We start from the raw sequence: 22,841 nt of genomic DNA on the forward strand, positions 1-22,841 counted from the left end.
CACGCTCCTTATGGTTGATCGGCGGGGGTCCGCCAGTTTTGAAGTTGGTTCTGTCCATGCCAAGGAAGTGAGTTGATGTCTAGGGGCTGCGGTTTACGCTTGGGCCATGAGATGGATGTTTTTGAGTTTGGTTTTCCTGTGGGGCGGGGCGGCAGTGGCCGCGACGGTTGACGAGGATATTTCCACGTGGCGGGGCCTTTTGGCCGGCGCTGACTGGCAAGAGGTGGATGCGTTTGCCGCGCGCAACCCCGAGTGGCCCTTGATGGAGCGGATTTATCTGCGGGCCGAGCGCAGTATCCCAAGCGATGCCGATCCTGCGCAGGTGGCTGCCTTTTTTGCACGGCATTCGCCACAGACGGGCACGGGTGTTTTGCGATTGGGTGACGGGGATGTCGTGCGTGACGCGTGGCGCAATTTTGCGCTGACCCAGGCGCAGACCGAGGAAATCCTTGAGACCTATGACGCGCAGGTGGCGGGCGATCATGCAGCACGGGTGGACATGCTGTTGTGGCGCGGGCGGCTGAATGATGCGCAGGCGCTGCTGCCGTTGTTGGGTGAGCGTGACAGGCTTGAGGCCGAACTGCGGATCGCTTTGGCACGCGATGAGGACGGCGCGATTGAACGGTCTTTGGATCGTGCGGCCACCATGCGCACAGGTGGCATTGCCTATGAACAGTTTGCGGCCCTGCGGCGGGCGGACCGTGATGAGGAGGCGTTGGGCACGCTGTTGGGGGCATCCATCAACGCGCAGGGGTTGGGGCGGCCCAGTGCCTGGGCCAATGCGCGCCGCCAGATTGCGCGGGCCCAGATGCGGGCGGGCGAGGCGCGGATGGCCTATTATGTGGCTGCGACCCATCATCTGGAAGGTGGGGGCGCATGGGCCGATCTTGAGTTTCTGGCGGGCTTTATTGCGCTGCGGCTGTTGTTTGAGCCTGAAAAGGCCAAGCAACATTTCGAGCGGTTGCGCGACGGGGTGCGCACGCCGATTTCACTGGGGCGCGCGTGGTATTGGATTGGCCGCGCCGAAGAAGCGATGGGCGGCGATGCGACGGTGGCTTACCGCGAGGGGGCGAAACATCAAACCAGCTTTTACGGATTGCTGAGTGCTGAAAAACTAGGGCTGCCGCTGGACCCGTCGCTGGCAGGCACCCGCGCCGAATGGCGGGGGGCGGATTTCACAACCACAACGCTGTTTCAGGCCGGTGTCATCTTGCATGAAGCGGGTGCGCGGGATTTGGCGGAATGGTTTATCACCAAACTGGCGCGTGATCTGGACGCGGCTGCGCTGACGCAGCTGGCCACTTGGGCCGAGGATGCGGGCGCCCCGCATTTGGCGGTGCGCTTTGGCAAGCAGGCCGCCGCACGCGGGATTGTGGTGCCTACCGCTTATTTCCCGCTGCACCCGATGATGACGCGCGAGGTGCCTGTGGAGATGGCGCTGGCCTTGGCGATTGCGCGGCGCGAGAGCGAATTTGACCCTGTGGTGCAATCGAGTGCGGGGGCCATTGGATTGATGCAGTTGATGCCAGCCACAGCGCGGCAGGTTGCGGGGCAGTTGAACCTGTCATACCGCCAAAGCCAGCTGCGCAACGAACGCTTTAATGTGACGCTTGGCACGGCCTATCTGGAGGATCTGGAAGAGATATTTGGCCCATCTGTCGTGCAGATTGCGGCCGGATATAATGCAGGGCCGAGCCGCCCGCTGCGCTGGATGGATGCCTACGGTGATCCACGTTTGGGCGAGGTCGATGTGATCGACTGGATCGAATTCATCCCGTTTCGAGAGACGCGCAACTATGTCATGCGGGTGACGGAAAGCATTATGGTCTATCGCGCGCGTCTTGGGCAGGCCGGCACCGCGCCGTTGGAATTTACGCAGATGTTGATTGGCGAAAAGCCGATCATTCGTCCGCGTGTGCGTCCTTCCGATCTGGTGCCGCTGCCAGAGACGGTGCAGGATGCGGCGCTGCCTGCTGTGCGCGAAGGAGAGTGAAGAGACCTGCGCCGACAACCAAGGCGGCGCCGATCACGACATTGATCGCTAGCACCTCGTTGAACACGAAAATCCCGATGAACGTGCCGAACACCAGCTGCAAAAAGGCAAAGGGCTGCACGGCGCTGGCCTCTGCCACCTCGTAGCATTTGATCAAAAGCCAGTGACCAAGCGCGCCTGTGACACATAAAAGCGCCATCCACGCCCAATCAGGGCGCTTCATCGGTTCCCAAAACCAGATGCCCACAGCCGTCATCGCCACTGCGCCCACCACGCCTGTGTAGAAAAAGCTGGTGGCGGTGGTGTCGCGCCGCGCAGCATAGCGCGTGATCAGGCCGTAAAGCGCGAACATGAAGGCAGAGGCCAGAGGGATCAGCGCAAGGGGGCTGAAAACGCCGTAGCCCGGCTCAAGAATGATCAGAACACCCACAAACCCGATGCCGATGGCGGCCCATCTGCGCCAGCCGACGTATTCGCCAAGAACAGGGCCAGACAGGGCGGCAACAAGCAGCGGATAGCAGGTGAACACCGCCAGCGAGGCGATGAGGCCCAGATAGGTGAAGGCGGCAACCATCACGCAGATTTCAGCGGCCAGCAGCAGGCCGCGAAAGATTTGCAGCATTGGCTGGTCCGTGCGGGTGGCGGCGCGCAGCCCTTCGGCGCGTGCGGCGATGACCATCACGAAGGCGGCAAAGAACCAATAGCGGATCATCACGACCATCAGCACGTTGTATTCACTGGCCAGATGCCGCGAGATGCCGTCTTGCATGGCAAAGACGAACACAGCGGCGATCATAAGGAAAATACCGAGGCGGGTGTTTGTCTGGCTCATGGTTTGGTGCCTATGCTCATGTGGCGCTTGCGCCCGAACCCTTTGATGCGCTGCACGTCAAAGCCTGCATCGGCCAGCTTTTGGCGCACGTGCCCTGCGGCGGTATAGGTGGCGAAGGTGCCTGCGGGGGCGGTTTTTGTGCCAACGGCTTTCATCAGATCGGCCTCCCAAAGCTCTGGGTTTTTGGCGGGGGAAAAGCCATCGAGAAACCATGCGTCGGCTTGTCCGTCCCATGCAGGCACGGTCCTACGTGCATCGCCCTGACAGATGGTCAGGCTGACATTGGGCGCAATCGGCATGAACGGATCTTGCAGCCAGTTGACCAGCGTGTCTGCATAGCTGCGCAATTCGGCAAAGGGGGCCAATGCGCGGGCGGTATCTGCAGGTGACATGGGGAAGGCTTCGAAACTGGTGAAATGCAAGGTGCCTGCGTGGCCCGAACGGTCCCACGCCTGCCATGCGGTCAGAAACGACAGGCCTGTGCCAAAGCCAAGCTCTGCAATCTCGAACGCAGGAAAGAACCGCGCAGGCAGATCATTGCCATCCAGAAAGACATATCGCGTTTCAGCTAGACCGTTGGCCAGCGAATAGTAAGGATCGTCAAAAGCACGCGCGATGGGCGTTTCGTCGTCGGTCCAAATCAGATGCGCATGTGGCTGGTTCATCGCAGGGTCCTGGGGTAGGTCTGCGCCTAGGTTTGTCGAAAGGAGAGGCGCTTGGCAATCGTCGATGTCACGATACGCGGTGCGGGGGTTTTCGGGCTGACAGCTGCGTTGGCCTGTGTGCAGCGCGGCGCGAAGGTGCGCGTGGTGGATCCGTTCGGCGTTGGCGCGGGATCCAGCGGCGGGTTGGTGGGGGCGTTGGCGCCCCATGTGCCCGAAAACTGGAACCCCAAGAAAGCGTTTCAATTCAGTGTGCTGTCAACGGCAGATCAGTATTGGAGCCGCGTTGCGATGCTGGCCGGGCAAGATGTGGGTTATGCACGCACGGGCCGTTTGCAGCCATTGGCCGACGACCGTGCGGTGGACTTGGCGCGTGCTCGGGCGGCAGGGGCGGCGCAGTTTTGGGGCGACCAGTTTGACTGGCGCGTGGTCGACGCGCAGGGCGATTGGGTGCCGTTGTCGCCGACCGGTTTACTGGTGCACGATACGTTGACCGCGCGTATTCACCCGCGCAAGGCGACGGCGGCGTTGGCCAAAGCGGTGACAGCCCTTGGGGCCGAGGTGGTGGATGAAGCGGCAGATGAGGGCGCGGTGATCTGGGCCACGGGCGCAAAAGGGTTGCTGGATCTGTCAAGCGAACTGAAACGCGCCGTGGGCAACGGCGTCAAAGGGCAGGCGGCGCTTTTGGCGTTTGATGCACGTGACAAGCCGCAGCTTTTTGCGGACGGATTGCACATTGTGCCCCATGCAGATGGCACGGTCGCGATTGGGTCAACCTCCGAACGGTTGTTCAGCCATGAAAAGGTGGATGACCAGTTGGAAGATGTGATTGATCGCGCACGCGCGGCCTTTCCTGTTCTGCGGTCTGCAAAGATCATTGAACGATGGGCGGGCATCAGGCCGCGTGCAAAATCGCGTGCGCCCATGCTTGGCAAACACCCTTTGAAAGAAGGGCATTTTGTCATGAACGGGGGGTTCAAGATCGGGTTCGGCATGGCCCCCAAATTGGGCGAGGTGATGGCCGATCTGGTGTTGGACGGGGTCAACACAATCCCCGACGGTTTTGAGGTGGAGGCATCGCTATGAAGGTGCACCAGTTGGATCACTTGGTGCTGACGGTGGCCGATATTGACGCCACGGTTGCGTTTTATGAAGGCGTTTTGGGCATGCAGAGCGAGGTTTTTTACCCCGCCGATGGCACCACACGCACGGCGCTGAAATTCGGCGTGCAGAAGATCAACCTGCATCCCAAAGGGCGCGAATACGAGCCAAAGGCGCAAACCCCCGTTGCAGGGTCGGCAGACCTTTGTTTTCTCAGCGAGACGGCTGTGGATGATTGGGCAGATGCGCTTGGCAAAAAGGGCATAGCGATAGAGGACGGCCCCGTGCAGCGCACAGGTGCTGCGGGGCCGATCCTGTCGATTTATCTGCGTGATCCCGATGGCAATCTGATCGAGATCAGCAACCTGATTGGAACGTCCTAGCCGCGTGCAATTTCGGCTTTCAGCGCATCCATCAATTTGCCCAACAGCTCTTGTGAGCCTTCATCCTTGAGGTGTCCGTTTTCATCAAATGCGTTTGAGCTGCTGGCGATCAGCACCTCTGGGCCTGCGATGACGCGGGGATTGAAGGGGTTCATTTTGAGGCGCAGATCAAACTGGGCGCGTTCGCCGCCTGCGCGTCCTGCGGTGGCCGATAAAATGGCGACGGGCTTGCCGTCCCATGGATTTGGCTTGGTGCGGCTGACCCAATCCAGCGCGTTTTTCAGAACGCCCGAAACACCTTTGTTGTATTCGGGCGTCGAAATCACCACGGCATCGGCAGCGGCAATTTGTTCGGACAACGCGCGGACGGGGTCTGGGATCCCATGCGATTCTTCAAGATCACCGTCATAAAGCGGCATGTGCAGGTCGGCTTCGATGAAGGGAGAGGCCTGCGCGATGCGGGCGGCTTCGCGGATAAGTTTGCGGTTGGTTGCCTCTTTGCGCAGGCTGCCTGAAATACCGAGAAGATGCATGGGGTTGTCCTTTTGTTGATTGCCATGTGAGGTAGACCTGAACGCATAGACCGCAAGGAGAGTTTCATGCCCCATGGTGGAAAAATATTGGCAGAGCAGTTGGCCCACCTTGGTGTTGCGCGTATTTTTCAGGTGCCTGGCGAAAGTTTTCTGGCGGCGTTGGACGGTTTATTGGACCACGACATTGACGTCGTCACCTGCCGTCAGGAAGGCGGCGCTGCGATGATGGCAGAGGCCCACGCCAAGCTGACAGGCGACGTGGGTGTGTGTTTTGTCACGCGCGGGCCTGGGGCCTGCAACGCAAGTGCGGGCGTGCACATCGCGCGTCAGGACAGCACGGCGATGGTGCTGTTTGTGGGCCAGATTGCGCGCGACCATCGGGGGCGCGAGGCCTTTCAGGAAGTTGATTACCGTCAGATGTTTGGCGGGCTGGCCAAATGGGTTGAAGAGGTCGATCAGACAGAACGGTTGGGCGAGTATGTGCGCCGCGCCTTTGCGATTGCGCAGGCGGGTCGCCCGGGTCCTGTCGTGCTGGCGCTGCCCGAGGATATGCTGAGTGCGGATGTTGCAGATGCCCCTGCACCGAAGGGATTGCCGCACGCGGCGGCCGTGGATTTGCGCGGTGCTGCCACCGAAGTGATGGCGCGGATCGGGCAGGCCGCGCGGCCTTTGGTTGTGGTGGGCGGGCCGCATTGGTCGGATGCAGCCGCGCGTGATTTGCAGGACTGGGCCGAGGCGCAGGCCCTACCCGTGGCGGTGGGCTTTCGGCGTCAGGACTACATCGACAATCGCAGCCAAGCCTATGCGGGGGATTTGAATGTCGGGATGAATCCTGCGCTGGCAGAGCGGTTTGGGGAGGCGGATCTGATCGTCGCTTTGGGCTCGCGTTTGGGCGACATCGAGACAAAGGGCTACACGTTGATGGCCGCAGGTAAACCGCTGGTCCATGTGCATGCGGGCAGTGAAGAGATTGGCCGCGTATGGCCGACTGACCTAGGGGTTGTGGCGCGCGCAGACGACATGGTCACAGCACTGTGTGATTTGCCCATCGTGCCCCGCGACCGGGCGTGGATGGATCAATGTCGCGCGGCATATGGCACATGGACAACACCCGTCACCAGCCCTGGTGATGTGCGGCAAGAAGAGGTCATCGCGTGGCTATCAGATCACTTGCCCGAGGACGCGATTGTCACAAATGGTGCAGGAAATTATGCGGCGTGGTTGCACCGCTATTTTGTCTACAAGCGCCATGGCACGCAGGCTGCGCCAACAAGCGGCAGCATGGGTTACGGGTTTCCTGCAGCTGTAGCCACCAAATTGGCATACCCTGACCGGATGGCCGTCTGTCTGGCTGGCGACGGGTGTTTCCAGATGACCTGCAATGAAATGTCGACGGCGGTGCAGCATGGTGCTGCGGTGGTGACGATTGTGATGAACAACGGGCGCTATGGGACGATCCGCATGCATCAGGAGAAAAGCTATCCCGAGCGGGTCAGCGGCACGGATATGGCCGCGCCCGACTTTGCCGCTTTTGCACGCGCCTACGGTGGGCACGGGGAAACGGTGCGCAGACAGGCCGAGTTTGCGCCAGCGTTTGCGCGCGCCGCTGCAAGCGGTTTGCCCGCGGTGATTGAGGTGGTTCTGGACGGTGATGTCCTGAGCACTGGTGCAACGTTGAGTGCAACACGCGCGGCCGCGGTGGGTAAAATGCGCGGCTAGCGCCGCCCGTCATATCTGGTTGGGGGCCAGCCCCCAAACCCCCGAGGTATTTAGGACAACAATGAATACAGGGGCGTTGGCAAGAAGGCCTCAACCGCAGCGGTTGCGATTGTGATGGTTTGGCCCGTTTGCGGATTGTGACTTCTGTGGCCGCCTTTGGTGGCGGTTACGGCGACATTGCCACGGGGCAGGGTCTTGGCCAAGGCGGCTGTGTCGACCGATTGGGGGTCAGGCACGCCCACGGTGACCTGAACACGCATGTGATCGTGGGAGATCCCCAACACATCGAACATCGGGATGGACGAGTGGCGGATGGCGTCTTGAATGGCGCGGGCGGCGGCTTTGGTCATGTCTTCGCCGTAAAGATCGTTGCCCATGCCCATTTCGATGATAAAGCGATGATCCGTCATGGCTGCGCCTTGAGATCGAGGGAGACATGGATGGTGGCATGGGCGATGATCGTATCAGGACTATCATCACGCGGGCGGGGCACGTCTAGGCCGCCGTGGTGCGTGGTGACCCTGATCTGACCATAGGGAAAAATATCTGTCAGCTCGTCAGGGTCAATCGCGCTAGGGTTCTGGCAAGCGATTTCAACATCGATCTGCATGGCGTCTTTTGGGGCGTCGAAGAGGTCCACGAGATTGATGGAGTTGTGCCAAAGTGCGTCTTGCAGGGCTTTGCGGGCCGCGGCGGTATAATCGCCCCGCCGCAAGGATGTGCCCATGCCGAATTCGGTTAGCAATCTGGTTGTCATACCGTCTTCCAATGCGTTTGAACATTTTCCTGCCACCCCGTTTTATGAAGCAGCGGTGTATCATCCTGAAACTCCGCGTGGCCAAGGCAAAGATAGCCTGTCAGGTGCCATGTGTCCGGCGTCTGAAGGATCTGCTTGATGCGTTCGGGGTTGATGATGCTGACCCACCCAAGGCCGATGTTTTCTGCGCGTGCGGCAAGCCAGAGCGTATAGATCGCGCCCACGGTGGAATAGGCCAAGGTCTCTGGCATGGTTTGCCGTCCCAGGCCGCGCCCTTCGCGCGGGGCGGTTTCGGTGAAGATTGCCAGATGCACAGGCGCGTCATGCATGCCGCTGAGTTTGAGCGCGTTATAGTCGCGGCGTGCGTCATCGGAATAAAGCGCTGCGGCTTTGGCGTTTTCGGTCTCGAAATCTGCGGTGATGGCGGCCCGTTTGTCCGCGTCCTTGACCTGTAGGACGCGCCAAGGCCGCGCATTGCCGACCGAGGGGGCGAGATCCATTGTGGCCCGCAGGCGATCCAGCACCTCTTGGTCGACAGGATCGGTTTTGAAGTGCCGCACATCGCGGCGCCATGTCAGCACATCCAAAAGGGCTGCGCGGTGGGCGTCGTTCAGCAGCATAGGCGCCTAGAACTCCACCCCGATTTGCGCTTTGATCCCCGACCGGAACGGGTGTTTGACCAGCTCCATTTCAGTGACCAGATCGGCGTGTTCCATCAGCTCTTCCTTGGCATTGCGGCCTGTCAGAACCACGTGTGTCATGTGGGGTTTGTGATCGCGCAGGAACGCCACAACCTCGTTTACATCCAGATAGTCATAGCGCAGCGCGATGTTGATCTCGTCCAGCAGCACCATTTTGTGGCTGTCATCAAGGATCAATTCCTTGGCTTTGGCCCACGCCGCTTGGGCCATTTCGGTATCGCGCGATTTGTCTTGGGTTTCCCAAGTGAAGCCTTCGCCCATTGTGTGAAAGCTACAGGTGTCACTGAATTTTGCCAAAATCAGATCGCGTTCGCCTGTCGACATCCCGCCCTTGATGAATTGCACCACGCCGCATTTCATGTCGTGGGCAATGCACCTGAAGATCATCCCGAAGGCGGCGCTGGATTTGCCTTTGCCTTTGCCCGTATGAACGATGACCAGCCCCTTTTCATCAGTTTTGGTGGCCATGATTTTATCGCGCGCGGCCTTCTTTTTGGCCATCTTCATGGCGTGGCGTTCGTCGTCCATCGGTGCCTCCCTGGATTAGAAAAGTAGCCCCATGATGTAAGGCGCAATCAAGGCGGTTAGCAAGGCATTTAGCCCCATACCGACACCTGCAAAGGCGCCTGCGGTTTCGTTCACCTGAAAGGCCCTGGCGGTGCCGATGCCGTGGGCCGCGACGCCCGCTGCCAGCCCGCGTGCGCGGTAATCGGTGATGCGCAGCGCGTTCATCAAGGTGGTGACGGTGATCGCACCAATGACGCCCGTCAGGATGACCAGAACAGCCGTGAGCGTTGCAGAGCCCCCAATCTCGTTTGCGATGCCGATGGCCACGGGGGCGGTGGTGGATTTTGGGGCCAGCGACAAAAGGATATCGAGCGGCAGTCCAAAGGCCATCCCGATCCCCACAGCCGTCAAAAGAGCTGTTGTCGAGCCTGCCACGAGGGCTGCAATCAAAGGCAGGGCAGTGGCCTTGAGGTGGTGAAGGTTGTTATAGAGAGGAATGGCCAAGGCCACTGTTGCGGGACCGAGCATGAAGTGCACGAATTGCGCGCCTTCGAAATAGGTCGCATACGGCGTGCCCGTTGCCCACAGGATTGCCGCCAGAAGGGCCACCGCAATGAGCACGGGATTTGCAATGGGGTGGCGCTTGCACAGCCGCGAAACGGTGTCGCCGGCCAGATAGCAAACCAGGGTTGCGGTCAGCCACAACAGCGGTTCTTGGCTCAGGTAGATCCAGATATCTGAAACATCGGTCATGTGCGCACCAGTTTGACGAAGGTTAATGCGCCAACCGCCAGCGCGATTACGGTGCTGATCACAAGTGTTGCAAGAATGGCCAGACCGTTTTCGCCAAGTTTGTCAAAGTGGCCCACAACGCCAACGCCAGCGGGGACAAACAATAGTGACAGATGTGAGAGCAGACCCGTGGCCGTCGGGGTTGTCGCCTTGGCAACAGCGGGGCGGATCAACAAAAGGATCAACAAAAGCGTCATGCCAAGCACGGGGCCGGGAATGGGGAGGGCGAAGCTACGGGACGTGACTTCGCCGACAAGCTGACAGATCAGCAGTAGGGCAAGGTGGTAAATCATGGGGGTACCGTCTCTTGCCAAGCCAGAGGCGTCAACGATTTGTTAAGGTTCATGCTTTTGAAAGGTGGGGGAGAAGGAGTGCGCCTGATGCGTCGATTTCAATTTGCCTTGCCAATTCTGGCGCTGGCTGCCTGCGATATGGCGGGCCCCGCCTTTTTGGGGGCCGAGCCGATGTATGTTGAGGTCGGCGGCAGCGCTTTTACCGTGCGCCAGCGCGATGACCGCGCCGAGGTGATCCGCACAAATATGGAATGGGCCCCCGACCGCGGTGCCGTGGCCGATAAGATGAAAATCGCGATTGAGGTGACCACAGGTTGCACAGTGCGCGATGGAACGCTTGAGGGCGATCAGGCCGTGCGCCGCGCACGTTTGAAGTGCAGCGGCGATGCCCCTTATCAGATCACGCGCCGCCCGCCACTGCGCTGCCAAGGTAACACGCTTGAGACGGTGACAACCGATGGCGCGGAAATAGAGCTGACCTGTAGGTGAGTCTTCTGCACCACGTTTGATCTGAAATACATGTAACGCCGCGTTTTGCAGTAGACAACAAAAACACCACCCCGCTATGAGCCATGCCAAGGTAACACGGGGCAGGGTTCATGAGGTTTTTCGCAGTTTTTCTTTTGCTTGGATATCTGGGCACAGCCGCAATGGCGGCAGGGTTTTAAGATCTTTTGAACTGATCAATGCGCGCGCGTGCCGAATTGGACCGCGGCACCCATAGCCCCCGATCAATCGCCTCTTGCAGTCGGTCGGCAATATCGGCCAGTGCGGGTGCGTTATTGTCCTCAATAAAGGTCCGCGTTTCGTCATCGGCCAGAAACGCCTCTTCTACCATGTCGAAATGATGGTGTTTGACCGCCCCTGTCGTGGCTGCAAAAGCGAACAGATAATCAACTGTTGCCGCGATTTCGAACGCGCCTTTGTAGCCATGCCGCTTGACCCCATCTATCCACTTGGGGTTCACCACACGGCTGCGCACGACGCGCCCGATTTCATCGTCCAGCGTGCGGATCAGGGGGCGTTCTGGGCGCGAATGGTCGTTGTGATAAATCGGGCGATCCACGCCTTGCAGCGTGCTGATGGCGGCAGCGGCACCGCCTTCAAACTGATAGTAATCATCGCTGTCCAACACGTCATGTTCGCGGTTGTCTTGGTTTTGCACCACCGCATCGACTGTTTTCAAACGCGCCTCCAGCCCTTCGCGGTCGCGGATGCCGTCTTGATCCTTGCCATACGCATAGCCGCCCCATTCCAGATAGGCCTCGGCAAAATCGGCTTTGTCGTTCCATATGCGTTCGTCAATCAGCGCCTGAAGCCCCGCGCCATAAGCCCCCGGTTTGCTGCCATAGACCCTTGGCCCGGGTGTTTGTGCAGCGGCGTTATCCGTTTCATCCAAGGTTTGAATGGCACGCGCTGCACTATCGACAAGCGCAATTTGCTGTGGGAAGGCATCGCGGAAAAAACCGCTGACCCGCAGCGTGACATCGACGCGCGGACGCCCAAGCGCCGTTGCGGGGATAACCTCAAACCCTGTAACGCGGCGGCTGGCGGCATCCCATTGCGGTTTGACGCCCATCAACGCAAGTGCTTGCGCAATATCATCGCCGCCTGTGCGCATATTGGCGGTGCCCCATGCCGTCAGCAATAACGCACGCGGCCAATCCCCGTGATCTTGCAGGTGTTTTTCAATCAGTAGATTGGCCGATTTCCAACCCAGGGCCCATGCGGTTTGGGTGGGCAGCGCGCGGCTGTCGACGCTGTAAAAATTCCGACCCGTGGGCAACACATCCAACCGCCCGCGGGTGGGCGCCCCCGAAGGACCAGAGGGGATGGCCAAGCCGTCCAAGCCGCGCAGCAAAGCGCCCATTTCGGCAGGGCCGCACTTTTCGACCATGGGGCGCACAGTGCGGGTGATGTGATCACAGACTGCGCGGCTTTTGGCGCCGATGGGATCGGCCGCGCCGTCAAGAATGCGGATGGCCAATTCTTCAAGCCGCTCAATCGTATCGCCCGCAGTGCGCCATGTGCCATCCCCAAGCACCTCTGGGCGCCGTCCTGTCCAAGGGGCGGCCATATCTGCGTCCAGCGGGTTAAACCCAAGGTCCAGATCATCCGCCAGCGCACCGATCAAAGATGCATCCGGCCCGGTGCCGTCCCCGCGCGGCACGCGCGTCAAGGCGATGGTCAGATCACGGGCCTGTGCGCCCTCTGGCGAGGTGCCAAAGATGTGCAGACCGTCGCGGATTTGCGCCTCTTTCAACTCGCATAGATAGGCGTCCAGCTTGGCCAGATCCGTATCTTCATCCGCACCATCCATCCCGACATCGCGGTCCAGCCCTGTGGCGGATGTCAGCGACAGAATTTCGCGCCTCAGATGGGTGATGCGCCGCGGATCAACGCCTGCAGCCTCGTAATATTCATCCACCAATGCTTCGAGATCCTTTAGCGGGCCATAGGTTTCCGCCCGCGTCAGCGGTGGGGTAAGGTGATCCAGAATAACCGCCTGCGCGCGCCGCTTGGCCTGCGTGCCCTCGCCCGGATCATTGACGATAAAGGGGTAGAGATGCGGTGTCGGACCAAAGACCGCTTCGGGCCAGCAGGTTTCTGACAAGGCGATGGCTTTGCCGGGCAACCATTCAAGATTGCCATGTTTGCCCATATGCACGATCGCGTCTGTGGCCCAATGGTGACGCAGCCAGAAATAGAATGCCAGATAGTTGTGCGGAGGAACCAAATCAGGGGAATGGTATGTCTCTGTTGGATCGATGTTATAGCCACGCGCAGGCTGCACCCCGACAACAGCATTCCCAAAACGGTAAATCGACAGTTTGAATCCTGCATCTGTTACAAAGGGGTCTGCCTCGGGCGGCCCCCATTGATCGGTGATTTGCTGTTTGAGCGCATAGGGCAGGGCGTCGTAATGGGTGCGGTATGCATCCAGTGCAAGCACCTCTCCGCCCTTGGTGGTGGTGCGATCTGTCAGCCAGTTTGTCGGGCCCGCCATGATCTGATCCATGAGGGCTTTGCTGTCGTCTGGCGTGCTGCAGTCATATCCCGCATTTGCCAAAGCACGTAGCGCGTCAACGGTGGCCGCAGGCGTGTCCAGCCCCACACCATTGGCCAATCGCCCGTCTTTGTTGGGATAGTTCGCCAACACCAATGCCACCTTGCGCTGTGCAACAGGGCTGTGGCGCAGCCGCGCCCAAGCCGCTGCCAGGGCTGTGACAAAATCAATGCGACCCCCACGCGCCTGATATGTCGCAATCGCACATTCCGTGGCCTCGTCAAAATATGCCTCGCCCTTGAAGCTGACAGCCCGGGTCAAAACCCGCCCATCCACTTCGGGCAGGGCCACATTCATGGCGATGTCACGTGCAGACAGCCCCGTTAGCCCATCGTCCCAAGCCGCTTCAGAACTTGAGGACAGGACAACCTGAAACACGGGCGCTGCGTTTGCAAAAGGCGCGGTCAGCGGATTGGCAGGCGCGTCATCCCCATGCGGGTTTCCAACGGCAAAGGAGGTGCAATTCAGGATCACCGATGGAGGCGCTGCCGTAAAAAGCTGTTCAAGCGTTGCTTGGCTGACCGGATCCTTGAGCGACGCCACGAATACCGGCATGGGGTTCAGCCCCGCCCGTAAAAGCGATTTGGTCAACCGGTTGATCGGGTTGAGCCCTGCGCCCTGCACAAGTGCGCGGTAAAAGACCAAAGGCACGATCGGCGCGTCATCCGTCCACGCCTCTTGCAAGGTGGCAAGGCTTGGCGCTGTTTCGGCGGGCCAATAAAGCCCTGCCCGTAGCAAAGGGGCGGCCGCGGCAGGTTTTTCACCATGATCCAGCATTGCTTTGGCGTATGACAAAAACCCAACTGCATTCGCGGGGCCCCCTTCGGTCATATAGGCCCAAAGCGCGTCATAATCCGCGTCCGACACGGTGGACAGGCGCCGCAACTCTGGATCGGGTTTGTCATCTCCGGGCAAAAGCGCCAAAGGCACGCCCGCGTTATGCAAATGGGCCGCGTATTGTTCGGCGCCGTATTTCCAATAGCCCGTGCCGCCAAGCACCCGTGCAATCACCAGCCGCGATTTGGACGCGCATTGATCAATGTGCAAATCCACCGACATCGGGTGGTTCAAATGGGTCAGGTTGGCCAGACGCAACGTGGGCTGATCGCTCAGTTCGGCCCGCGCGGCAGACAGCGCCGCAAGCTCTGTATCGGCCGCGGAAATGAAAACCACATCCGCAGGGGTCTGGCCCAGATCAAAGGGTTCTGAGCCATCATCAATCGCGCCCGGTGTTGCTGCCAGAAGATGCATTTTTGAACTTATCCTTGCCCTATGGCGTTAGTCGGACGGAGGGTTTCATGACCAAGAAAAAACGCAGAGATCTCGATCAACCCGCGCGCGCCCAAGACCGCATGGCCGATGACGAAATGGGCAAAACCATGCGCGGTTGGGAAAACATCGACAAACATGGCCACAAACCGGGCTTTGGCGACCGCGCAAAGGAACGCCAGCCTGAAAATCCCAAATAACCTCACAGCACCTTTTCCATGAACCAGCTAGAGCTGTTGGCGACATAATCGCCAAATGGCGCGCGATACTCAAACCCATGCCGCTCATATAATTTATGTGCCGCGTGCAGCGTGTTTCCCGTCTCTAGCATAAGTTTCGCTTTGCCCATGCCCCGCGCCTCATCTTCCAAGGCCCTCAAAATGGCATCAGCAATGCCTTGGCCCCGCGCTTCAGGGTCCACAAACATGGATTTCACCTCGCCGTAGCTGCCTTTGTCGGCCAGCGCACCCGTGCCGCGGATCACCTCGCCGCGCCGTGCAATAAAGAAATGGATATGCGGCGCACAGAGCTCCTCAATATCCAGATATGCGTTATCCTCGGGCGGAAAAAGACTTTCCATCAACGCATGGCTTTGCTTCAAAAGCGCCGTGGCCGCAGGGTGGCGCGGGTCGCCCCGCTCTATGATGATCATGCACTCAGCGCAGCCGTAATCGCTGCCTGATCCAGCCCCGCCTGCCCAATAACGACAAGACGTGTTTCGCGTGGTTCGCTGATCGGTTGATCGAAATAGCTGTCCACCCGCGGCCCAACCGCCTGAAGCGTCAGGCGCATTGGCTTGCCTTGCACCGCGGCAAACCCCTTCAGACGTAGGATATCATGGGCGCGGATCACATCGGCAACTTGTTCGGCAAAGGCTTTCGGATCGGCGATTTCACCGCGTGTCACCACGAAACTTTCAAATTCGTCATGGCCATGTTCATGCGCATGATCATGATGGTGGTCATGGTCGTCGTGATCATCATAGTGGTGGTGATCATCGTGATGGTGGTGATGATGCACCTCATGGCGGGCGTCCAAATCCCCTTCGGCCCCAATGCCCTGACCCAACAATACATCCACAGGCAGCGCGCCCATGCTGGCCTTGATCACCTGCACGCCGTCACGGCTGTCGCTTTTCAATTTGGCGGTCAGCGCGTCTGCCTCTTGGGCGTCCAATAAGTCGGATTTGTTCACAACAATCATATCCGCGCAGGCGACCTGATCCTCGAACAACTCCGACAGTGGTGTTTCGTGATCAAGGTTTTCATCCAGCTTGCGCTGCGCGTCCACGGCCTCAACCGAATGGGCGAACCGTCCCTCTGTCACGGCTTTGCCGTCGACGACAGTGACCACACCATCCACGGTGACGCGCGTGGCAATTTCGGGCCAGTTGAACGCACGCACGAGCGGTTGTGGCAGGGCCAGACCGCTTGTTTCAATCACGATGTGGTCGGGCGCATTTTCACGCGCCAACAGTTTTTCCATCGTAGGCACAAAATCATCGGCGACGGTGCAACAGATGCAACCGTTGGACAGCTCCATGATATCATCTTCGGTGCAGGTTTCGTCACCGCACCCCTTCAGGATGTCACCATCGACGCCCAAATCGCCAAATTCGTTGATGATCAGCGCTATGCGCTTGCCTTGCGCGTTTTGCAGCATGTGTCGGATCAGCGTTGTTTTGCCAGCGCCCAGAAAGCCGGTGACAACCGTGGCAGGAATTTTTGCGGCCATATTGAATACCTCTTGTTCTCAAGGAAACGCCGGCGGCCGTTTCAGGCCGCCGGTGCTTTTGACGAATGAAATGCGTTGTTTTTACGCGGCGCCGTAAAGGCGTTGGTTGACCAGACCCGATCCGTCCAAACCTTTCACACGCTTTGCAGCGGCCAGAATGGCCAGATCAGCAATCGGTTCAATCAGCAACACCGTCATGTAAGCCGCCCCGAAGGACGCAACAGCCGCAAGGGTCTCGACACCAAAGCCCTGACCATAGATCGCCCAAAACGCAACCCACGCCACAACGCCGCCTTGGTAAGTTGCCGACAGTATCAGCGCTTGGGCATAGGTCAGATCAACATAGGCCGTGCCATCCGCGATGATCTTTTTGGCCAGAACGTAAATGCCGAACAGCGGAACAAGCAGGGTGGTAATGTTCACCGTGAACATGGGCAGGTCCGTTGGTGCAAAAACCATGCCTTGCAGCAAAAGGCCCAATGCCAGCCCGATCGCCGCGGGCGCAATGCCAAGGATCAGCAAGATTGTCGTGCCCAAGATAAAGTGCACTTCCGAGATGCCGACAGCGAAATGGGGCAACACCTCAAAGAAGATAAAAACGGCGATTGTCGCCATCAGGCTGCGTGCGACCAGCGACAGCGCCCCGCGCTGCACAAGCGCGTCCCACGTCATTTTCAAAGCGTAGGCGCCTGCACCCGCAGCCGTTGCCACACTCAGGGCCATTTTTGCGCCATTCACGACGCCAGGTTCGATATGCATATGTCTTTTCTCCTTAACCTGTCACACCCGACAGGTGGGTTGGTAGTGATGCACGGCTGGTCTCCTGGCTTGCGGATCATAGCCTGCGCCGCCTTCCCAAACCCGACGGGTCCAGTGGCATCTGGCGCATGCGATCCGCTTACAGTCGCGGGGGCGGCTGTGGTTGCGGGCCCCGATTGGGTCGTCCCATCCCACATTCCCATTTGAGCCCCTACGCTTTGCGTTTCGTCGGGGCACCATGCCTGTTTGTTGTGGCTGCACGGGCCGCATCTGGCAAGGCTGAATCCGACATCACAAAGCCAAACCGCGGCCCAGACCCCTGTCAAAGCCAATCCAAAGGCTGCGATGCCCCAATATATTGTGGATAACTGCGCCGATTTTGCCAGATGCGGTGCCAAACCGTTGACTCGCGCCATATTGCTGCGGTCCACTAGCTGCCAAATAGGAATCAACCGCGTCAGGAGCCGCCTTTGCGTTTTTCCCGCCTCCGTCTGAATGGCTTCAAAAGCTTCGTGGACCCCACCGATCTTGTGATCGCGGATGGGCTGACAGGCGTTGTGGGGCCAAACGGCTGCGGTAAATCCAACCTGCTTGAGGCCCTGCGGTGGGTCATGGGTGAAAACCGCCCCACCGCCATGCGCGGCGGCGGCATGGAAGACGTGATCTTTGCAGGCGCCGCCACGCGCCCCGCCCGTAACTTTGCCGAAGTCAGCCTGATCATCGACAATGCCGAACGGCTTGCGCCCTCTGGTTTTAATGACAACGACCAGTTGGAAATCATCCGCCGCATCACCCGCGACGTGGGCAGCGCCTACAAAGCCAACACCAAGGACGTGCGCGCCCGCGACATCCAGATGCTCTTTGCCGATGCCTCTACTGGCGCGCACTCTCCCGCGCTCGTGCGTCAGGGCCAGATCAGCGAGTTGATCAACGCCAAACCCAAGGCCCGCCGCCGTGTTCTCGAAGAAGCCGCTGGCATCAGCGGCCTCTATCAGCGCCGCCATGAAGCCGAGTTGAAACTGAAAGGTGCGGAAACCAATCTGGCCCGCGTCGATGATGTGATCGAACAGCTTGCGGCACAGCTGGCGCAACTTGCACGCCAAGCACGTCAGGCCGCGCGCTACCGCGAAATCGGTGCCTCGCTGCGTGCTGCCGAAGGGCTGCTTCTCTACCGTCGCTGGCGCGAAGCCGAAGACGCCCGCGCCACCACCGCCAATGAATTGACAGAACGCACCAAAGCCGCTGCCGCCTCTGAAACGGCCGCACGCCAAGCGGCCAAACTGCGCCTCACAGCCGATGAAGCCCTGCCGCCCAAGCGCGAGGAAGAAGCCGTTGCCGCCGCCATCCTGCAACGCCTGCAAGTCCAGCGTGACACGCTGAAGGATCAGGAAAACCGCGCCGCCGAACGTATCGAAACACTGACCAATCGCATCGCCCAACTGGCGCGCGACATTGACCGCGAAAGCGGCTTGAACAAAGACGCCACCCAAACCATTGAACGCCTTGACTGGGAAGCGGCCGAAATCGCAAAGGCCGCCGATGGCCATGACGGCCGTCTGGCCGCCGCCGCCGATGCCTCTGGCGATGCGGCCCAAATCCTGCAAGACCGCGAAGCCGCGCTGACCCAAATGACAGAAGACGTCGCCCGCCTGTCGGCGCGTCACCAATCCGCCCACCGCCTGTTGGATGACAGCCGCAAAACCCTCGAGAAAAACGAAGCCGAGACCGCCAAATCACAAGAGGCGATGCAAGCCGCCGATGCCGCGCTGACCCGTGCGAAAACCGATTTTACCATCGCCGAAGCCGAAGCCGAAACGGCCACCAAGACCGCCGCCAAAGCGGAAGAGGTTTTGGCAGAAACCGAAGCCGCCCGCACCGAAACCCAAGCGCTTGAATCCGATGCCCGCGCTGCTCTGTCCGAAGCTGATGGCGAGGTCAGTGCCCTGCGCGCCGAAGTGAACGCCTTGGGCAAACTTCTGGGCCGCGACACCGCCGAAAGCGGACAAATCATGGATGCGCTGACCGTTGCGTCAGGCTTTGAAAAAGCCATCGGCGCAGCGTTGGCCGATGATCTCAAAGCACCCATGGTCGGCAATGATGATCCCTCGGGGTGGGCCGTTTTGCCCGCTTATGATCAGGCCCAACGCTTGCCCGATGGGGCCACGCCATTGGCCGATCACGTGCAGGTGCCAGACGCGCTTGGCCGCCGCATCAGTCAGGTGGGTCTTGTGGATGCGGACCGCGGCGCGCTTTTGCAACCGCTCCTGAAACCGGGTCAGCGCCTTGTCAGCACCGATGGCGATTTGTGGCGGTGGGATGGCTTTCGCGCCGCGGCCGAAGATGCGCCCTCCGCCGCCGCCCTGCGCCTGCAACAGCTCAACCGCCTCGAAGAGCTCAAGCGCGAGATGAACGAAGCCGAAGCCCGCGCCGATGGCGCGCGCGCTGCACATACCACGCTGCAAACCCGCCTGCGCGACCTGTCCGAGGCCGACCGCACCGCCCGCGAAGCGCGTCGCAACGCCGACCGCGCCGTGACCGAAGCCAACCGCAAACTGTCGCGCGCTGAAGCCGATCAATCCATCGCGGCAGGCAAACTTGAAAGCCTTGGGCTGGCCGTCAAACGGTTCGAAGACGAAGCCACCGCCGCCCGTGGTCGACTGGTTGAGGCGGAACGCGGCCTGCAGGATCTTGGGGATCTCGATGCCGCCCGCGCCGCCGTCGAAGACGTCAAAATGACGGTCGAAGCCGCACGTATGACGATGATGGCCAAACGCTCGGCCCACGAAGAATTGCGCCGCGAAGGCGAAGCCCGCGTGCGCCGCAGTCAGGAAATCACCAAAGAAATCAGCGGCTGGCGCCACCGTCTGGATACCGCCGAAAAGCGTATCGGCGAATTGATTGAACGCAAGGAAACTTCGGAAGCCGAATTGAAAGAAGCCCAAGCCGCACCAGAAGAACTGGCCGCCAAGCGTGATGAAATCGCCTCCGCGATCGAAGAGGCCGAAGCCCGCCGCCGCACAGCCGCCGATGCACTGGCCGAGGCCGAAACCGCCGCGCGTAACGCCGTGCAGGCCGAACGCGACGCAGAACGCGCCGCTTCCGAGGCCCGCGAAGCCCGCGCACGCTCAGAGGCCCGCGCCGATGCCGCGCGTGAAACCGTCCAACTGGCCGAGGACCGCATCCGCGAAGAGATGGACGTCAGCCCGCAAAAGCTGCTCGAAGGGCTTGCCGCGGACCCCAACAAAATGCCCGCCGCCGAAGCGATTGAAAACGATGTGAACCGCCTCAAACGCCAACGCGATTCTTTGGGTGCCGTAAACCTGCGGGCCGAAGAAGACGCCAAAGAAGTGCAGGTCGAACACGACGCATTGGTAAATGAAAAGCATGATCTTGAAGAAGCGATCAAAGCCCTGCGCACAGGGATCGCATCGCTCAACAAAGAAGGCCGCGAACGGTTGCTGACCGCTTTCGAACAGGTGAATGAAAACTTCGGGATGCTCTTTACGCACCTTTTTGGCGGTGGCGAAGCGCGTCTGGTTCTGGTCGAAAGCGATGATCCCCTCGAAGCCGGCCTTGAAATCATGTGCCAACCGCCTGGCAAAAAGCTGAGCACCCTGTCGCTGCTGTCTGGTGGTGAACAGACGCTGACTGCACTTGCCCTGATCTTTGCGGTGTTCCTCGCCAACCCCGCCCCCATCTGTGTGCTCGACGAGGTCGACGCCCCCCTTGATGATGCAAACGTCACGCGGTTCTGCGATATGCTCGACGAGATGACACGCCGCACCGATACGCGCTTTTTGACCATCACCCACCACGCCGTCACAATGGCGCGTATGGATCGGTTGTTCGGGGTCACAATGGCCGAACAGGGCGTCAGCCAGTTGGTCAGCGTCGATCTGAAAAAGGCCGAGGCAATGGTTGCTTAAAGCAACCAAGCCAGCAGTGCGACACCCAAAAATCCGCCCCACGCTTGCCATAGAACACCGCAGGCCGCCTCAATATCGCGCGGCCCTCCACTGTGCCGTGCGCCCGCGTTGACCCACGCGAAATCCTGCATCTTGCCGTCATAGGCCCGTGGTCCGCTCAGTGCGATGTCCAGCCGCCGCGCCATCGCCGCCTCTGGCCAGCCTGCATTGGGCGACCGGTGCAGCCGCGCATCGCGGCGCAACTGCCAGACTGCCAAAGGCGCGATCAACACCGCAGTGATACGCGCAGGCACAAGGTTCAGCACATCATCCAATCGCGCGGCTGCCCACCCGAAGGCTGCATGGCGCGGCGTGCGATAGCCAATCATACTATCCGCCGTATTTACGATCTTATACACCAGCAGCCCGGGCAACCCCGCCACAGCGAACCAAAGGGCAGGGGCAATGACCCCGTCGCTCAGGTTCTCTGCCGCGCTCTCAATCGCCGCGCGGCTGACCGCACTGTCGTCCATGCTTGCAGTCTCGCGCCCCACAATCATCGCCACATTGCGTCGCCCCTCGGGCAAGCTGCGGCGCAAGCCCGCGGCCACCGCACGCACATGGTCCACAAGCGAGCGTTGCGCCAAAAGAACCGCTACCACCACCACCTCAACCACCGTGCCGCCCCATGAAAGCACCACGCCCAACAGCGCAGCGGCCCCCACCAAACCGGCCACCACTGCCACGCCCTTTACCTTGCGAAACCGGCCTGTGTTAAACCGCGTATCGGCCCACCCGATCACGCGGCCCATCAGAACCGCAGGGTGCGGCAGTCGGTTCCACAGCCACTTCGGCTCGCCCAACAGCGCATCCAAAAGCATCCCCAGAACAAGGCTCACAAAGCGGCCTCCAACTGGTCCCACCTGTCCAGGGCGGGCAGGCCAAGGCGCAACCAGCGGCCATCATAAGGAAACACGCGCGACCACACATGGCCTCGCGCCAAACGGTCCTGCCACGCCGCCGCATCCATCACGTCATAAAGGCGAAACAGATCCGTCCCGCCAATTACCTGTGCGCCAGCATCTGTCATCATCGCGTCCAACCGCGCGGCATCTGTCGCCAGGCGTTCGCGCGTCCGCGCAGCCCACGCCTCATCGCGCAAGGCACGCGCCCCGATTTCAAGCGCAGGCCCCGCAACAGCCCACGGCCCAAGCATATCGACCAGCGGGCCAACCGTGCGCGGTGTGCCCATCGCAAACCCAAGCCGCACCCCTGCCAATCCCCAGAACTTCCCGAAACTCTTCAGCACAATCACCCCATCGCGATCCGCGTGGCGCATCTGGCTTTCGTCGGGGCAAACATCGCAAAAACTTTCGTCAATCACCGTAACGGCGGCCAAGCTGCCGCCCATCAATGCGCCATCGGGATTGTTGGGATGCACCACCACCCGCACATCCGCCGCATCCTGGCCCACGGTCCAACCCGCCGACGCAAAGGCCGCGGCATGTTCATTATACGTGCGCGTCGCAATCTGCACATCCCGCGCCGCCCCCATCACAGGCAGGGCAGGCAAACGCGCAATCAGCGCCGACGCCCCGTTGGCAGGCACGATCACCGCATCCTCTGGCACATTCCAAAAACGGCGCGCGGCCTCAATCAACCGTGCCATCGCGCCGTGATCGGGCAAGGCGCCCCATGCATCGGCGCTGATCTGACCGACGGGATAGGGCACAGGATTTATCCCTGTGCTCAGGTCAAGCCACCCCTCACGCGTGCCGCCATATTGCGCCACAGCCGCATCCAGCCCGCCCCCGTGATCGCGCTTGTCCGCCAT

Annotated in this window: 22 protein-coding genes and 1 riboswitch; of the genes, 7 read left to right on the forward strand and 15 right to left on the reverse strand. The window is 60.3% G+C overall.

The features are described 5' to 3' along the window. Positions 1 to 115 precede the first annotated feature (115 nt). On the forward strand, positions 116 to 1,993 hold the full coding sequence (locus tag L1065_RS09045) for a lytic transglycosylase domain-containing protein (RefSeq protein ID WP_237095133.1): 1,878 nt from the start codon (positions 116 to 118) through the stop codon (positions 1,991 to 1,993). On the opposite strand, the gene L1065_RS09050 is transcribed toward L1065_RS09045, so the two are convergent. Then, positions 1,902 to 2,825, reverse strand: a complete 924-nt coding sequence (locus L1065_RS09050) for a DMT family transporter (RefSeq protein WP_237095134.1) — start codon at positions 2,823 to 2,825, stop codon at positions 1,902 to 1,904. The genes L1065_RS09045 and L1065_RS09050 overlap by 92 nt on opposite strands. Then, complete coding sequence (gene mnmD, locus L1065_RS09055) at positions 2,822 to 3,490, reverse strand: tRNA (5-methylaminomethyl-2-thiouridine)(34)-methyltransferase MnmD (RefSeq protein WP_237095135.1); 669 nt, start codon at positions 3,488 to 3,490, stop codon at positions 2,822 to 2,824. Before mnmD ends, L1065_RS09050 begins: the two co-directional genes overlap by 4 nt. A 51-nt stretch (positions 3,491 to 3,541) precedes the next feature. On the opposite strand from mnmD, the gene L1065_RS09060 reads away from it, so the two are divergent. Next, positions 3,542 to 4,573: an FAD-binding oxidoreductase gene (locus L1065_RS09060; RefSeq protein WP_237095136.1), complete on the forward strand. Its 1,032-nt coding sequence runs from the start codon at positions 3,542 to 3,544 to the stop codon at positions 4,571 to 4,573. Next, entirely contained in the window at positions 4,570 to 4,971 is a 402-nt protein-coding gene (locus tag L1065_RS09065) for a VOC family protein (RefSeq protein ID WP_237095137.1), read from the forward strand. The genes L1065_RS09060 and L1065_RS09065 overlap by 4 nt, the downstream gene beginning before the upstream one ends. Here the strand turns inward: L1065_RS09065 and L1065_RS09070 are convergent. Beyond that, positions 4,968 to 5,504, reverse strand: a complete 537-nt coding sequence (locus L1065_RS09070; RefSeq protein WP_237095138.1) for an NADPH-dependent FMN reductase — start codon at positions 5,502 to 5,504, stop codon at positions 4,968 to 4,970. The genes L1065_RS09065 and L1065_RS09070 overlap by 4 nt on opposite strands. A 66-nt stretch (positions 5,505 to 5,570) precedes the next feature. Between L1065_RS09070 and L1065_RS09075 the strand changes: the two genes are divergently transcribed. Further along, the gene (locus L1065_RS09075) at positions 5,571 to 7,223 is read left to right on the forward strand and encodes a thiamine pyrophosphate-dependent enzyme (RefSeq protein WP_237095139.1); all 1,653 of its coding nucleotides are present in this window, start codon (positions 5,571 to 5,573) and stop codon (positions 7,221 to 7,223) included. A 50-nt stretch (positions 7,224 to 7,273) separates the two neighbouring features. Here L1065_RS09075 and L1065_RS09080 read toward each other — a convergent pair whose 3' ends face one another. The 6 genes from L1065_RS09080 to L1065_RS09105 are packed head-to-tail and all read right to left on the reverse strand — an operon-like array spanning position 7,274 to position 10,273. Then, on the reverse strand, positions 7,274 to 7,633 hold the full coding sequence (locus tag L1065_RS09080) for a Lin0512 family protein (protein ID WP_237095140.1): 360 nt from the start codon (positions 7,631 to 7,633) through the stop codon (positions 7,274 to 7,276). Beyond that, the gene (locus L1065_RS09085; protein WP_237095141.1) at positions 7,630 to 7,980 is read right to left on the reverse strand and encodes a Lin0512 family protein; all 351 of its coding nucleotides are present in this window, start codon (positions 7,978 to 7,980) and stop codon (positions 7,630 to 7,632) included. Before L1065_RS09085 ends, L1065_RS09080 begins: the two co-directional genes overlap by 4 nt. Next, positions 7,977 to 8,600 (reverse strand): 5,6-dimethylbenzimidazole synthase, encoded by a 624-nt coding sequence (gene bluB, locus L1065_RS09090; protein WP_237095142.1) that lies wholly within the window; start codon positions 8,598 to 8,600, stop codon positions 7,977 to 7,979. The genes L1065_RS09085 and bluB overlap by 4 nt, the downstream gene beginning before the upstream one ends. Before the next feature lie 6 nt (positions 8,601 to 8,606). After that, positions 8,607 to 9,209 (reverse strand): cob(I)yrinic acid a,c-diamide adenosyltransferase, encoded by a 603-nt coding sequence (gene cobO / locus L1065_RS09095; RefSeq protein WP_237095143.1) that lies wholly within the window; start codon positions 9,207 to 9,209, stop codon positions 8,607 to 8,609. 15 nt (positions 9,210 to 9,224) lie between these two features. Then, on the reverse strand, positions 9,225 to 9,941 hold the full coding sequence (locus L1065_RS09100) for an LrgB family protein (protein WP_237095144.1): 717 nt from the start codon (positions 9,939 to 9,941) through the stop codon (positions 9,225 to 9,227). Further along, positions 9,938 to 10,273, reverse strand: a complete 336-nt coding sequence (locus L1065_RS09105) for a CidA/LrgA family protein (RefSeq protein WP_237095145.1) — start codon at positions 10,271 to 10,273, stop codon at positions 9,938 to 9,940. The genes L1065_RS09100 and L1065_RS09105 overlap by 4 nt, the downstream gene beginning before the upstream one ends. An 87-nt stretch (positions 10,274 to 10,360) precedes the next feature. Between L1065_RS09105 and L1065_RS09110 the strand changes: the two genes are divergently transcribed. Beyond that, entirely contained in the window at positions 10,361 to 10,762 is a 402-nt protein-coding gene (locus L1065_RS09110; protein ID WP_237095146.1) for a hypothetical protein, read from the forward strand. A 175-nt stretch (positions 10,763 to 10,937) separates the two neighbouring features. Here the strand turns inward: L1065_RS09110 and cobN are convergent, their stop codons facing one another. Beyond that, the gene (gene cobN / locus L1065_RS09115; RefSeq protein WP_237095147.1) at positions 10,938 to 14,591 is read right to left on the reverse strand and encodes a cobaltochelatase subunit CobN; all 3,654 of its coding nucleotides are present in this window, start codon (positions 14,589 to 14,591) and stop codon (positions 10,938 to 10,940) included. Between the two features lie 47 nt (positions 14,592 to 14,638). On the opposite strand from cobN, the gene L1065_RS09120 reads away from it, so the two are divergent. Continuing rightward, entirely contained in the window at positions 14,639 to 14,809 is a 171-nt protein-coding gene (locus L1065_RS09120; RefSeq protein WP_237095148.1) for a hypothetical protein, read from the forward strand. 2 nt (positions 14,810 to 14,811) lie between these two features. On the opposite strand, the gene L1065_RS09125 is transcribed toward L1065_RS09120, so the two are convergent. From L1065_RS09125 to L1065_RS09135, 3 genes are all read right to left on the reverse strand, one after another. Further along, on the reverse strand, positions 14,812 to 15,261 hold the full coding sequence (locus L1065_RS09125) for a GNAT family N-acetyltransferase (RefSeq protein ID WP_237095149.1): 450 nt from the start codon (positions 15,259 to 15,261) through the stop codon (positions 14,812 to 14,814). Further along, positions 15,258 to 16,343 carry a cobalamin biosynthesis protein CobW gene (cobW, locus tag L1065_RS09130; RefSeq protein WP_237095150.1) on the reverse strand — a complete coding sequence of 362 codons (1,086 nt, stop codon included), beginning with the start codon at positions 16,341 to 16,343 and terminating at the stop codon, positions 15,258 to 15,260. The genes L1065_RS09125 and cobW overlap by 4 nt, the downstream gene beginning before the upstream one ends. Before the next feature lie 81 nt (positions 16,344 to 16,424). Further along, complete coding sequence (locus L1065_RS09135; protein WP_237095151.1) at positions 16,425 to 17,102, reverse strand: energy-coupling factor ABC transporter permease; 678 nt, start codon at positions 17,100 to 17,102, stop codon at positions 16,425 to 16,427. A gap of 36 nt (positions 17,103 to 17,138) precedes the next feature. Next, a riboswitch (cobalamin riboswitch) is annotated at positions 17,139 to 17,358 on the reverse strand. A 214-nt stretch (positions 17,359 to 17,572) separates the two neighbouring features. Here L1065_RS09135 and smc point away from each other — a divergent pair. Then, the gene (gene smc, locus L1065_RS09140) at positions 17,573 to 21,028 is read left to right on the forward strand and encodes a chromosome segregation protein SMC (protein WP_237095152.1); all 3,456 of its coding nucleotides are present in this window, start codon (positions 17,573 to 17,575) and stop codon (positions 21,026 to 21,028) included. On the opposite strand, the gene cbiB is transcribed toward smc, so the two are convergent. Together cbiB and L1065_RS09150 are read right to left on the reverse strand one after the other, a co-directional pair. Continuing rightward, positions 21,025 to 21,906 carry an adenosylcobinamide-phosphate synthase CbiB gene (gene cbiB / locus L1065_RS09145; RefSeq protein ID WP_237095153.1) on the reverse strand — a complete coding sequence of 294 codons (882 nt, stop codon included), beginning with the start codon at positions 21,904 to 21,906 and terminating at the stop codon, positions 21,025 to 21,027. The genes smc and cbiB overlap by 4 nt on opposite strands. Further along, a complete protein-coding gene (locus L1065_RS09150; RefSeq protein WP_237095154.1) occupies positions 21,903 to 22,841 on the reverse strand; it encodes a threonine-phosphate decarboxylase in 939 nt (312 codons plus the stop codon). Before L1065_RS09150 ends, cbiB begins: the two co-directional genes overlap by 4 nt.

This window comes from Nereida sp. MMG025, from assembly GCF_021654165.1.
Taxonomy (GTDB): Bacteria; Pseudomonadota; Alphaproteobacteria; order Rhodobacterales; family Rhodobacteraceae; genus Nereida.

What these genes read in the sequence shown, in the direction of transcription:
- L1065_RS09065 (WP_237095137.1), top strand. Translation starts at nt 4,570, where the DNA reads ATGAAGGTGCACCAGTTGGATCACTTGGTGCTGACGGTGGCCGATATT.
- L1065_RS09045 (WP_237095133.1), top strand. Translation starts at nt 116, where the DNA reads ATGTTTTTGAGTTTGGTTTTCCTGTGGGGCGGGGCGGCAGTGGCCGCG.
- L1065_RS09110 (WP_237095146.1), top strand. Translation starts at nt 10,361, where the DNA reads ATGCGTCGATTTCAATTTGCCTTGCCAATTCTGGCGCTGGCTGCCTGC.
- mnmD (WP_237095135.1), bottom strand. Translation starts at nt 3,490, where the DNA reads ATGAACCAGCCACATGCGCATCTGATTTGGACCGACGACGAAACGCCC.
- L1065_RS09105 (WP_237095145.1), bottom strand. Translation starts at nt 10,273, where the DNA reads ATGATTTACCACCTTGCCCTACTGCTGATCTGTCAGCTTGTCGGCGAA.
- L1065_RS09125 (WP_237095149.1), bottom strand. Translation starts at nt 15,261, where the DNA reads ATGATCATCATAGAGCGGGGCGACCCGCGCCACCCTGCGGCCACGGCG.
- L1065_RS09050 (WP_237095134.1), bottom strand. Translation starts at nt 2,825, where the DNA reads ATGAGCCAGACAAACACCCGCCTCGGTATTTTCCTTATGATCGCCGCT.
- L1065_RS09100 (WP_237095144.1), bottom strand. Translation starts at nt 9,941, where the DNA reads ATGACCGATGTTTCAGATATCTGGATCTACCTGAGCCAAGAACCGCTG.
- cobO (WP_237095143.1), bottom strand. Translation starts at nt 9,209, where the DNA reads ATGGACGACGAACGCCACGCCATGAAGATGGCCAAAAAGAAGGCCGCG.
- L1065_RS09080 (WP_237095140.1), bottom strand. Translation starts at nt 7,633, where the DNA reads ATGACGGATCATCGCTTTATCATCGAAATGGGCATGGGCAACGATCTT.
- L1065_RS09070 (WP_237095138.1), bottom strand. Translation starts at nt 5,504, where the DNA reads ATGCATCTTCTCGGTATTTCAGGCAGCCTGCGCAAAGAGGCAACCAAC.
- bluB (WP_237095142.1), bottom strand. Translation starts at nt 8,600, where the DNA reads ATGCTGCTGAACGACGCCCACCGCGCAGCCCTTTTGGATGTGCTGACA.
- cobN (WP_237095147.1), bottom strand. Translation starts at nt 14,591, where the DNA reads ATGCATCTTCTGGCAGCAACACCGGGCGCGATTGATGATGGCTCAGAA.
- L1065_RS09135 (WP_237095151.1), bottom strand. Translation starts at nt 17,102, where the DNA reads ATGCATATCGAACCTGGCGTCGTGAATGGCGCAAAAATGGCCCTGAGT.
- cobW (WP_237095150.1), bottom strand. Translation starts at nt 16,343, where the DNA reads ATGGCCGCAAAAATTCCTGCCACGGTTGTCACCGGCTTTCTGGGCGCT.
- L1065_RS09085 (WP_237095141.1), bottom strand. Translation starts at nt 7,980, where the DNA reads ATGACAACCAGATTGCTAACCGAATTCGGCATGGGCACATCCTTGCGG.
- L1065_RS09150 (WP_237095154.1), bottom strand. Translation starts at nt 22,841, where the DNA reads ATGGCGGACAAGCGCGATCACGGGGGCGGGCTGGATGCGGCTGTGGCG.
- L1065_RS09075 (WP_237095139.1), top strand. Translation starts at nt 5,571, where the DNA reads ATGCCCCATGGTGGAAAAATATTGGCAGAGCAGTTGGCCCACCTTGGT.
- L1065_RS09120 (WP_237095148.1), top strand. Translation starts at nt 14,639, where the DNA reads ATGACCAAGAAAAAACGCAGAGATCTCGATCAACCCGCGCGCGCCCAA.